At 63.7% G+C, this 11,947-nt stretch carries 6 protein-coding genes and 1 pseudogene; 5 read left to right on the forward strand and 2 right to left on the reverse strand.

What is annotated here, in order from left to right:
- The first annotated feature begins 2 nt into the window (after positions 1 to 2).
- The 4 genes and pseudogenes from K5658_RS14550 (at position 3) to K5658_RS14565 (ending at position 2,981) form a co-directional block, all read left to right on the forward strand.
- Entirely contained in the window at positions 3 to 548 is a 546-nt protein-coding gene (locus K5658_RS14550; protein ID WP_246628653.1) for a transposase, read from the forward strand.
- A gap of 77 nt (positions 549 to 625) precedes the next feature.
- A pseudogene (locus tag K5658_RS14555) lies at positions 626 to 2,202 on the forward strand (IS3 family transposase).
- Between the two features lie 125 nt (positions 2,203 to 2,327).
- Positions 2,328 to 2,579, forward strand: a complete 252-nt coding sequence (locus tag K5658_RS14560; RefSeq protein ID WP_221063836.1) for a hypothetical protein — start codon at positions 2,328 to 2,330, stop codon at positions 2,577 to 2,579.
- A gap of 57 nt (positions 2,580 to 2,636) precedes the next feature.
- Positions 2,637 to 2,981, forward strand: a complete 345-nt coding sequence (locus K5658_RS14565) for a type II toxin-antitoxin system VapC family toxin (protein WP_281425984.1) — start codon at positions 2,637 to 2,639, stop codon at positions 2,979 to 2,981.
- Between the two features lie 91 nt (positions 2,982 to 3,072).
- On the opposite strand, the gene K5658_RS14570 is transcribed toward K5658_RS14565, so the two are convergent.
- Positions 3,073 to 4,431, reverse strand: coding sequence for a DegQ family serine endoprotease (locus K5658_RS14570; protein WP_221063837.1), 1,359 nt, complete (start codon positions 4,429 to 4,431; stop codon positions 3,073 to 3,075).
- Positions 4,432 to 4,644: 213 nt separating this feature from the next.
- On the opposite strand from K5658_RS14570, the gene K5658_RS14575 reads away from it, so the two are divergent.
- The gene (locus K5658_RS14575) at positions 4,645 to 6,618 is read left to right on the forward strand and encodes a cyclic nucleotide-binding domain-containing protein (protein ID WP_221063838.1); all 1,974 of its coding nucleotides are present in this window, start codon (positions 4,645 to 4,647) and stop codon (positions 6,616 to 6,618) included.
- Positions 6,619 to 6,787: 169 nt separating this feature from the next.
- Here the strand turns inward: K5658_RS14575 and K5658_RS14580 are convergent, their stop codons facing one another.
- On the reverse strand, positions 6,788 to 11,449 hold the full coding sequence (locus tag K5658_RS14580) for a PAS domain S-box protein (RefSeq protein WP_221063839.1): 4,662 nt from the start codon (positions 11,447 to 11,449) through the stop codon (positions 6,788 to 6,790).
- Positions 11,450 to 11,947: the final 498 nt, after the last annotated feature.

The raw sequence follows: 11,947 nt of genomic DNA on the forward strand, positions 1-11,947 counted from the left end.
TGCTGTCCACGACCCGCACCCACTACGCCTGGGCGGAGAAGAACACCGCCCAGGCGCCGCCGAGCAACGAGAAGCGGCGGGAGAAACTGAACGGCTTCCTGGCCCTGGACCTGAACAGCGGCCAGACCACCGTGGACTTCCAACCCCAGGCCAAAACCCCGAACGCCGTTTACGTCATCGCCCTGATCGTCCTGCGCTACGCCAGCCTGGGCTACCAAAGGATTCTGTTCATCCTCGACAACTGCTCCATCCACAACGACTCCATGAAGGCCGCTCTGGCCGAGTTGCTGGCGGAAATCCCCCTGGCCCAGGGCATCGCCGTGGACTTCCTCCACACCCCGGCCCACTCCCCCAAGTTCAACCCGGCCGAATACCTCATCCGCCTCGTCAGGAAGAACTCCCTCTACCACCTGCCCCATGCCATGACGGTCCAGCAGCGGGCCGAGCGCGTCCATCGGCACTTGGCCCAGGCTCCTCCCCAAACACCCCAGCAGGTCAAGAACATTCTCAGCCATATCTACCGCCTGCCAAAAAGTGGGTGGTCTTAGGGCGGGAACCCCCGGCGTCAGAATAGTTGTCGCCTCTAATTTTCCGAATGAAAGAGGAAAGAAGAGGACAATTGCCCATGATTACGACGTATTCCGCAGAGTTCAAAGAGCAAGCGCTTCGGAAGGTGTTTGCGCGTGGCCGCCGGTCGATAAAAGAGGTGGCCGAGGAACTGAACATGAACCACTTGACCTTGAAGGGCTGGATGAAAAAGAAATTACCCGAGGCGGTACGCGGCGCGGTGAAGCGGGAGAGGCGTCCCGGGGACTGGCGCCCGGAGGAACGGTTGGCGGCGTTGCAGGAGAGCCATGGCTTGGAAGGGGAAGCCCTGAACGCCTGGTGCCGGGAGCGCGGCCTGTTCGCCCACCAGCTGGACGGTTGGAAGCGGGACTTTTGCCGGGATCCAGGGGGCACGGGAGAGGCATCGACGAACGCCCGGGAACTGCGGGTCCTCAAGGAGCGCAACCAGAGCCTCGAACGGGAATTGGCGCGTAAGGACAAGGCGCTGGCGGAGGCGGCGGCGTTGCTGGTCCTTCAAAAAAAGTACCGGGCGCTCTTGGGGGGAGGGGAAGAATGACCCCGCCGCAAGAGCGCGAAACCGTGACCGCCCTGATCGACGAGGCCACCGCCGCCGGCGCGCGCCTGGAGCGGGCCTGCGGGGTGCTGGGGTTGTCCGCCCGCACCGTCCAGCGCTGGCGATCCGGGGACGGCGTCCAGGCCGACCGGCGGCCCGCGCGGGTGTACGTTCCACCCCACAAGCTGAGCGAGGCCGAGCGGGCCAAGGTGCTGGCGGTGGCCAACTCCCCCGAGTTCGGCCATTTGCCGCCGTGCCAGATCGTGCCCCGGCTGGCGGACCGGGGGGAATACCTGGCCTCGGAATCGACCTTCCACCGCATCCTCAAGGCCGAAAACCAGTTGGCGCACCGCCGGGCCGAACGGCCGGGACAGCCGCGCGGCAAGCCCAGGGCCCTGTGCGCCACGGCTCCCAATCAAGTCTACTGCTGGGACATCACCTATTTGCCCGCCGCGATCCGGGGCCAGTTCTTCTACCTCTATCTGTTCCTCGACCTGTTCAGCCGCAAGGTCGTGGGCTGGCAGGTCTACGGCGAGGAAAGCAGCGCCCTGGCCGGCGAACTCCTGCGCGACGTATGTCGGCGCGAGGGCGTGGCCCCGGGCCAGGTCGTCCTACATTCGGACAACGGCGGGCCCATGAAAGGCTCGACCATGCTCGCGACCTTGCAATCCCTCGGCGTCGCGGCGTCCTTCAGCCGGCCCGCCGTCAGCAACGACAACCCCTATGCCGAGGCGGTGTTCAAGACCCTGAAATACCGGCCCGACCATCCGGTCCGGCCGTTCGACGACCTGGCGGCGGCGCGCCGTTGGGCCGAAGGCCTGGTCCGGTGGTACAACCACGAGCACCGCCACGGCGCGATCCGCTTCGTCACCCCCGCCGAGCGGCATGCCGGCCAGGACGCCGACCTCCTGAAGCGGCGCCGAGCCGTCTATGAGGCCGCCCGCGCACGGCATCCGCAACGATGGACCGGTGGCCTCCGCAATTGGCGGCCGATCCCGGCCGTACACCTGAACCCGGAACGATCAGCCGCGCCAGCCAAGACCCAATCCGAGGTTCACGCCACGCCTCCAAAAGCGGCCTGAACCCACAACGGCGAGGCGACAACTACATTGAAATCTTCCGGGAAGGGAGTAATGTCCACCAATCCACAGGCTTGCCGCATCCCACCCCCTGCCTTACCCTTGACCTCCTTCACCAGGAGCCTCCCATGCAAGCCATCGAATTCGAGACCATCGCCCACGGCCACACCATCCGCATCCCCGACAGCGTGCCGGACGGGGTTCAACTCCGGGTTCTCGTCCTGCTCGACGCCACACCGCCCACCCCAACGCCCCCGGACGACAGCCCGGAAGGCCAAGCCCTGAAAGCCCTGCTGATGAGCCTATCGGAAGCGCTAAGCGATGAAGACTTGGCGCGACCCAAGGATTTCGGGCGGGAGATTCCAGAATGGGATACCTGATCGACACCAATTATCCTGTCGGAACTACAAAAAGGCACCCGCTGCAATCCGAATGTACTGCGGTGGTTCGCTGCGTTAGGAGAGACGGAATTATTCTTATCCGTGCTGGTAATCGGCGAAATACGGCGCGGCATCGAAAACCTCCGCCGCCGCGATCCGATACAGGCCGGAAACCTGGATCGGAAACTGGCGGCAACGGAAGCGCTCATGGCCGGGCGAATCCTGCCCATCACCCAAGCCATCGCCGAGCGCTGGGGATACCTGAACGCCCGCGACCCTTTGCCGGTCATCGACAGCCTATTGGCGGCCACCGCGCTTGAGCATGGCTTGATCCTGGTCACGCGCAACGTGAAGGATGTCGAGCGCACTGGCGTTCGCTTGCTGAACCCATTCTGCGCATAGTTCCCGGCCAACGCGGTTCCGCATCCACAAGCGACGGGCTTCAAAAAAGGGGCCGAAAAGCCCCTTTTTCATGCCCGGACGTAACCTCGCCTCAGCGCAACAACAAGAAGAACCCGCCCCCGTCCCGTTCGATATTCAGCAACAACTGGCCCCCGCCCTTGGCCGCCTTTTCCAGGTCCGCCAAGTCCTGCACCGGCCTGCGGTTCGCCATCACGATGATATCGCCGGGGCGCAAACCGGCCTGGAAAGCATAGGACGCCGTGTGGATCTTCTCGACCAGGACGCCGCTTTCCCCGCCGCCGCCGTCGGCGTTGCGGAGCATCGTCCCGGCCAGCTTGGGACTGAGCTTCTGGCCCTCGGCCACTGCCAGCCTGGGCGCGGCGATCTTGGCCTCGCGGGTCTCGGCCTCGCCCTTGTGCAACACCTCGATCCGCACCGCCTCGCCGACCTGCAACAGGCCGATGGCGTTGCGGACATCCATGCTGCTCCGCACCTTGCGGTCGTTGATGGCGAGGACGATGTCGCCCGCCTCCAGCCCGGCCTTGTCGGCGGGCGAATCGGGCTGCACCCCGGTGACGACCGCGCCCTGGGTCTCCTTCAGCCCGAAGGCCTGGGCCAGTTCGTGGCTCACGTCCTGCACCGAAACGCCCAACAGGCCGCGCCGCACCTCGCCATGGGCGACCAGGGTGTTCATGATCCTGACCGCCATGTTGGCCGGGATGGCGAAGCCGATGCCGACATTGCCGCCGCTGGGCGCGAGGATGGCGGTGTTGATGCCGATCAATTCGCCCTTGAGGTTGACCAGGGCGCCGCCGGAGTTGCCGGGGTTGATCGAGGCGTCGGTCTGGATGAAATCCTCGTAGCCCTCGATGCCCAGCCCCGACCGCCCCAAGGCGCTGATGATGCCCGAAGTCACCGTCTGCCCCAGCCCGAACGGATTGCCGATGGCGACCACGAAATCGCCCACCTCCAACCTGTCGGAATCGGCCACCGCCAATTCGGCCAAGTCCTTGGAATCGACCTTGACCACGGCGATATCCGATTCGGGGTCGGCCCCGACCAGCTTGGCGTTGAGCTTGCGGCCATCGCTGAGCGTGACCATGATCTCGTCGGCCTTGTCGATGACGTGGTTGTTGGTCAGCACATAGCCGCGGCGGGCGTCCACGATCACCCCGGACCCCAGGCTGGAACCCTCCCGCCGCCGCGGCTGGTTGGGGATATCGAAGAAATGCCGGAAGAACGGATCGCGCATCAAGGGATGCTCGGCTTCCTGGATTTGGGTACGGGTCGAGATGTTGACCACGGCGGGCGTGGTGCGTTTGAGCATGGGCGCAAGGCTGGGAATGGGCTGGCCATCCGCGCCTATCGGCCAGGCCGCCGACGCCATGCCGGAACAAGCCAGCCCCCCCATGAAAACCAAGGCGAGCCATTTCTGCGGAAATCTTGACATGTTTGACCTCGAACGCTGTTTTATACCGACATCCCGCCCGGATTCCGGGACTTTACAAAGGCTTGGAGTGACGCCGCGATGGTCTATTATATTGGGCTACCCCGTGCGGATTTAAAGCTCGGGCCGGACCCCTCCGCCACCCGTGGCGCAGGCCCGACCCCAGGCCGGCCCGGCCCCCACTTCCCTACCCGATACCATTAACGAACACCATCCATGGCGATCTCCCCAGAAGCGCAGGAATTGCGTCGGCTCATCCCCTTGAACACCTTGTCGGCCCCCCGCTTCGAGCAATTGTGCGCCGAACTCAAGATCGAGGACGGACCCAAGGGCACCCTCTTGTTCCGCCAGGGCGATCCCACCCACGAATTCGTCTATGTGCTGAGCGGCACCATTTCCCTGCAAGCCGGGGGCGTGGAGATGGACGCCGTGACCGGCGGCTCGGAAACCGGCCGCTTCGCCCTCGCCCACCAAAACCCGCGCAAGGTCTCGGCGGTCGCCAAGGACCGCGTGCGCTACGTGCGCGTCGCCACCGACCAGGTGAACCAGCGCGACGAAGGCCCGGCCCCGCTGCCCGGCTACACCGTCAGCCATTCGCCGGACACTTCCGGCGGCGATTGGATCTCGGCTTTATTGCGCTCGCCGATATTCCGCCGCCTGCCGCCCTCCAACCTGCAAGCCCTGCTCCGCGCCGTCGAGGAAATCCCCTATAAGAAAGGCGAGGCCGTCTGCAAGCAGGACGATCCGGGGGATTATTTCTACATCATCAAACAAGGCCAATGCGCCCTGACCCGCAAGCCCTCGCAACTCGCCAAGGACATCAAGCTTGCCACCCTCAAGGACTACGACACCTTCGGCGAGGACGCCCTGATCTCCGAGAAACCGCGCACCGTCACCGTGACCATGGCGACCGACGGCGTCCTGCTGCGCCTCGACAAGGCCAATTTCATGAAGCTGGTCGGCCAGCCGGTCATCGGCTACGTCGATAGCGCCGAGGCGCGGGCGATGATGAAACAGGACGGCCAGTGGCTGGACCTGCGCCTGCCGGATATCTACCAACAGGGCCACCCCCGCGGCGCCATCAACACCCCGTTCTTTTCCCTGAGGATGATGCTGCCCTCGCTGGAACGCCACCGCAAATACATGCTGGTCTGCGAGGATGGCAAGGTCAGCGCGGCGGGGTCTTACCTGCTGCTACGCCATGGCTTCGAAGCCTATGCCCTGCGGGGCGGCATCGGCACCCTGCCACCGGAACTCATCGTCCAGGCCGGGCCGGCCGACAACCCCGGCGACCCGCCCCAGGACCAAGACCCCGCCGGCGCGCCGCCCGGCACCGACGACATCGACCTGGATATCGAACTGACCGCCTGGGAACCCCCGGACCCCGAATGGAACCTCCCCGCGCCGGCTCCGCAACCCGACCCCGCCGTGCCCGCCGATGGCGAATCCAACGACGATACCCGCAAACTGCGCGACCGCCTGGCGCGGGCCGAGCGGGAACTGCAATTCCTGGAAACCGAGCGCGGCCGCCTCGCGCGGGAAAAAGACGCCGCCCTGGCCGAATTGGACCAAGCCAAGCAAACCCTGCAACGCCAGGAATCCCGGCTGGACAGCCTGGTCCAGGACCACGGACGGCTGACGCGGGAACTGGGGGAAGCCCAAGCGGCGCTGGCCGCGGCCGGGGGAGCGGGCCTGGAAGAACTCCGCAAGGAACTGGCGGAACTCAAGGCGGCGCATTCCCAAGTCCTGTTCGAGAAGGAAGCCGCCGAGCAGGAAGTCGAAGTCCTGCAAAAACAGGTGGGCGAATTGAAAACCGTGGTCGAGGAATTCCTCGATAGCGGCGATTATTCGGGGGGCGGGGAAGCGGAAGCCCTGCGCTCGGAGTTGGAAATGGTGCGCCAGCGCGCCCTGGCCGAGGTCGCCGCCCTGCAAGCGCGGGCTTCCGAGATCGAAGCGGAAAACACCAAGCTCAAGGCCGAGACCCAGACCCTCAAGACCCAGCTCTCGGTGCGCGAGGTCGCCGCCACGGTGGCGATGCGAGAAACCTCCGCCAACCCGCCCAAGGCTTCCCTGGCCAAGCAAGCGCTCTGGTCCTTGCTGGCCGGCCTGTTGCTGACCGCCCTGGTCCTGGGCGGTTTGCTCGGGTTGGAACCGGGCCGGGCGCTGCTGCGCCCGCTCATCGGGGGCTGACGCCCATGGCGCGCATTCCCGAACTCCGCTTGGGAATGCGCCAGGCAGCGCTATAACGCCCGTCCCACCGCGCCGAAGTACGCCTTGGGATAATCGGCGCGCAGCACCCCTCTTTCCAATCAATGCCTTGTGGACGAATCCCTTGATTGCATAGCGTGGCGAGCAGTCGCTAGACCAGGGGCAGATCGCCTTGGAACGGCAACCCGAGCTTTTGGCCTCCAGAAACAATGTCGAGATCGGTCGGGTGGCTCACAAAATCAAGGGATCCGCCGGTATGGTCGGCGCGGCCCGGCCGCGAGCCAGGCCGGTCGGCTGTGTCCGCCATTGCCCTCGGTTCACCGCTCATCTTCGAAGCGGCCGAGGGCAACCATTTCAGCAACGTCACGTACAGGATTTCCGGGTCCACCGGCTTGGACAAGAAGTCGTCCATGCCCGCGTCGATACAAGCCCGGTGGTCGTCCTCGAACGCGTTCGCAGTCATGGCGACGATGGGAACGTTTTGGAGGCCGTGCAATGCGCGGATCATCCGCGTGGCCTCCAGCCCGCTGAGGTGTGGCATCTGCATGTCCATGAGGATCAGGTCGTAACCATTGGCTTGAGCCTTGTCCACGGCCTGCCTGCCGTCATCCGCCACCTCCACCACGAGCCCCGCCGCCCGCAATAGCTGCGAGGCGATCTCCTGGTTGATCTCGTTGTCCTCGGCCAGCAGCAACCGGGCGCCCGCGTGGTTCCGTTGCAATTTGAACAGGGCGTTTTCCTGGGGGGCGCTTGAGTTCAAGGGAGCCATCTCCTCGCCGCGTTTGAGTTTTGCGGTGAACCAGAAGGTGCTGCCTTGCCCCGGCACGCTGTCCACGCCAGCCGTGCCGCCCATCAGGTGCGCGATTTTTTTAGTGATGGAGAGGCCAAGCCCCGTGCCGCCATGCTTGCGGGTCGTGGAGGCGTCGACCTGCTCGAATTCTTGGAACACCTTCGACAAATTCTCGGGCGCGATGCCCGGACCGGTGTCCTGGACCTCGAAACGGACCAACAAGAAGCCATCGTCCTCGCCCAACAGGAAGGACCGCAGGCTGATCGAGCCTTCCGCCGTAAACTTGACCGCGTTTCCGGCATAGTTCAGCAGGGCCTGCCGCAAGCGGGTCGGATCGCCCTTGATCCACCTCGGCACGCCGTCATCGTCCACATGGATCGCGAGATTCTTGGCCCTCGCCTGTTCCGCGATCAAGGATTGCACATGGTCCAGCACGGCATCCAAGGGGAAGTTGACCGATTCAAGCTCCATGCGCCCGGCCTCGATCTTGGAAATGTCGAGGATATCGTTGATGATCGACAGCAGGTGCCGCGCGGCTCCCTCGATCTTTTCCAGCCGTTCGGTTTGTTTGGGGGTGGGCTGGTTGTTCTTGAGCAGGTGGGTCAGGCCGACGATGGCGTTCATCGGCGTCCTGATCTCATGGCTCATGTTGGCCAGAAAGACGCTCTTGGAACGGGTCGCTACTTCGGCGGCCTCCTTGGCTTGGATCAATGCTTCCTCCTGCTGCTTCCGTTGCGTGATATCGGTCATAAACACGATTAGGCGCGAGGCTTCCCCTGGGTCGTTGAAATAGAAGAGGATGGTCTCTACGGGGATGGAACGGCCATCCTTGGCCATGTGGGTCGTTTCAAGCTGAATATGGTCCCTCCGCCGACAGTCTTCCGCTTCCTGCCCGAACTGTCCGATGTCGTAACCGGGGTCGATGTCCGTCACGCTCATGCCAGCGAGTTCCTCCGGGGTGTAGCCGAGCATTTCGGCGGAACACTGGTTGGCCTGGAGCAATTTCCCGGTGGGCGGGTCCACCCACAACACGCCGATGCCGACCCGGTCCATCGCGAATTGGGTACAGGCCAGGTGCTTGTTGACCTTTTCCAGTTCGGATGTCCGCTCCGCAACCATCCGCGCCAGTGTCTTCTCGATGTTTTTCTGCTCGGTCTGGTCGTAGTTGATCCCGATCATCCGTAGCGGTTTGCCCTGGCCGTCATGGGTGGTGCGCGACATGGCCTTGATGTGGTGGATCGAGCCATCCGACCAGACCACCCGGAACTCGTGCGCATATTCCCGCTCGCCACGCAATGCCGCCTGGATTGCCGCCTCGACGTCAGGCCGGTCCTCGGGATGGATGGTTTTGGACCAGGCTGCGTAGTCTTCGCCGAACTCCTCCCCATGGAGGCCATACAGCGTGTACATCACCGGGTCCCAGGTCAACCGGTCCTCCGGGACATGCCAATCCCAGATGCCGACGATGCCAGCGGAAGCGGCGACCTCCAAGCGTTCCTTGGCCTCCCAGATGGATTGCTCGGCCAGCTTCCTATGGGTCACGTCCATGACGATGCCGGTCATCAACGGCTCGCCGGAATCGCAGGTTCGCTGCTGCCCTCTGACATGAATCCATCGGATTTCGCCGTCCGCCCGCCGGATGCGGCACTCGAAGTCCCAGATGGCGTGGTCCGCCACGGCTTGACGGAACAGGCCGTCCACCCGCTCGCGGTCCCTGGGCAGGATATGCTCCAGGAACGTCCCGTAGGTCCATTCCGGCAGCAGGCGCTCGTAGCCGAAAATCCGGTCGTTCAGTAACGACCTGACCGTCGTCCCCGTGGTCAGGTCAAGCTCCCATTCCCCGGCCTGTATGGTTTCCAGCGCGAAGCTACGGCGTTCTTCCGACGCCCTGATGGTGTCCTCGCGCAACTTCATTTCGTGGATGTCGGTGCAGGTGCCGAACCACTTGAGGATGTGGCCGTCGCCATCGGCCACCGGCACGCCCCGGACCAGCCACCAGCGATAGACACCATCGGCGCGGCGCAAGCGGCATTCGAGCGAATAGGTGTCGTTGCGCTCGACCGCGTTCCTCCAGGCGTCCCAGGCGCGTTTCCGGTCGTCGGGATGGAACGGTGCGTTCCACCCGTGGCCGTGGCTCTCCTCTAGGGAGAGCCCGGTGTACTTGACCCATTGCTGGTTGAAGTAGCTGTTCGAACCGTTGTTGTCGGTCGCCCAGACGATCTGGGGCATGGCCTCGGCCAGCAAGTGGAACTCCTGCTCGCTGGCCTTCAGCGCGTCCTCCATGCGTTTACGTTCGGTGATATCGGTGCAGGCGCCCACCCACTGGTGGATGTTGCCTTCGCCCGTCATGATCGGCACGCTCCGCACCCAGAAGTCCCGGTACACGCCGTCGGCGCGCCGGATACGATATTCGATCTCGTAGAAGCCCCGTTGGGCCACGGCCCGCCGCCAAACTTCGGCGGCACGCCCACGGTCGCCGGGATGCAAGGAGTTGAGCCAATTGTCCCCGGAGATTTCCTCGAAGCTCTGGCCGGTGTAGGCGCGCCAGCGGGGCATGTCCTCTCGCACCAAGCCGTCGGCGTCCGCGATCCAGTCGATCTGCGCGCCGGCCTCGACCAGCGCCCGGTAGCGTTGTTCGGCATGCTTGCGCTCGGAAATATCCACGCAGAATTCCACGCAGGCGTTGCCGCCGAGCGAACTGCCCGCGAACACAAACCACTGCCGCGTGCCGTTTTTGTGGAAGTATTCCTTTTCGTAAGGGCCGACGCGCCCGGTCGTGCGGAACTTCTCCACCTCGGCGCGGCTCACGTCCATGTATTCCGGCGGTGTGAGCTTCTGCCAGGTCAGTTCGCGCGCTTCGATTTCCTGGCGGCTGTAGCCCATGAGGTCAAGGAACGCGTCATTGGCGTTCGTCAGGCAGCCCGTGTTCAAATCCCAGAACAACACGCCGACGGTCTCGACCTCCAACACCTTTTGCAGTTGCTCGTTGCTCCTGCGTAGCGTTTCCTCGACCTGCTTGCGTTCGCTGATATCGGTCAGCACGCAGTGGGTCCTGACGAAACGGCCTTCGGTATCGCGTTGGATATGCCCCTCCAGGATCACCGAGAGGGTTCGCCCGTCCTTGCGGGTCAGGCGCAATTCGTTGGAGACCCTCGATTCACGAACGAAATTGCCGAACGCCTTGGGGAAAAGGTCGCGGATATCTTCGTGCCATAGCTCGTCGAACGCCTTGCCCAGGAGTTCCTCTCGGCTATAGCCCAAGAGTTCGCATAGCCTGGGGTTCACATCCAAGAACCGCCCTTGGATATCCAGCGACTGGTAGGCCACCGGGGAATGCTCGAACATGGTACGGAACTTGGTTTCCGAGGCGGCGAGGTCGGCGGTGCGCTCCATCACCTGCCAATCGAGTGACGTATTCAGGGCCAACAGCCGTTGCCGCATCCTGTGCAGGGCCGCCATCGCCGCCAAGCCGAGGGTTAGCGACAATACCCCGGTGGGAACCAGGAACCACCAGGTCAGCCACATCTCCCGGTCGGAGCGTTGTTGGCGATCCACCAACAACCGATTTTCGATGTCCAGCATCCGGGCGACCTGTTGCCGAATCTGGTCGTGGACACGCTTCTCCTCGCCGGTGGCGAAGGCCGCGCGGGGCCCGCCCTTCCGCCGCGCGTATTCGGATTCCGAGGCGATCTCCAACTGCCGTGCCAGCAGGGGCCGTAAGAGTTCCAACTGCTTGGTTTGATCGGGATTGTCTTCGATCAACCGCGACAGGCGGCCCAGCAGTGGGTCGATGCGCTGGCGGGCCGCGCGGTCGGGTTCCAGATAGCCTTCCCCGCCAAGGCTGCCGGTTTCCACGTCGGCGATCAGGGATTGGAGATCGCGCAAGCCGTCGGTCACCTCCAAGGTGTGGGCGACCCAATCCTTGGCCTGTTGCAGGCGGGCAACCGACCATAGCGATAGGACCGCGACCGCGGCGAGAATGATAAATCCCGGCAGCAGACCCTTGACGATCCAGGGTTCCATAGGGCCAGCCACAGCCGACCGCGTACCCGATATTGGCCTCATCGTTTTCCCTCTTTGATGAACGCCTACGATTCAATTTAAGCGCGGCCCGGATTCGTGTTATCGCATATGTGCCGTTCGCATTATAAATGCATACGAGCTGCAACATTAGCGCCACACTATATTTTTGCGGTCTCCCGACGGATGATTCCGTGGTTGAAGCGGAAATATGGGACCTGGGGGATTTCTTCCCTGCGCATCGGGCCGGTCTCCTCGAAAACAAAGCGGATCATGGCTTGGCCCTCCCTAGGAAATAGGGGATTAGGCCCATGGGGAAAACCATGGTTCGGCAGGCCCAAGCAGGAAAATAGGGGAAATTACTTCCGTATAAGCACGTCTACCGGCCTCGACCGGGCAAGGCGGATCAATCGGATCATGCCCTATTACACCGATCTGGGCTTGTAGCCCGTGATGGCGTACCCAAAACACCACCACCGTCACCACACCCAGCGCCGGGGC

Source organism: Methylomagnum ishizawai (assembly GCF_019670005.1).
Lineage (GTDB): Bacteria > Pseudomonadota > Gammaproteobacteria > Methylococcales > Methylococcaceae > Methylomagnum > Methylomagnum ishizawai.

Coding starts and splice junctions, on each gene's coding strand:
- K5658_RS14560 (WP_221063836.1), top strand. CDS start 2,328: ATGCAAGCCATCGAATTCGAGACCATCGCCCACGGCCACACCATCCGC.
- K5658_RS14570 (WP_221063837.1), bottom strand. CDS start 4,431: ATGTCAAGATTTCCGCAGAAATGGCTCGCCTTGGTTTTCATGGGGGGG.
- K5658_RS14575 (WP_221063838.1), top strand. CDS start 4,645: ATGGCGATCTCCCCAGAAGCGCAGGAATTGCGTCGGCTCATCCCCTTG.
- K5658_RS14580 (WP_221063839.1), bottom strand. CDS start 11,449: ATGGAACCCTGGATCGTCAAGGGTCTGCTGCCGGGATTTATCATTCTC.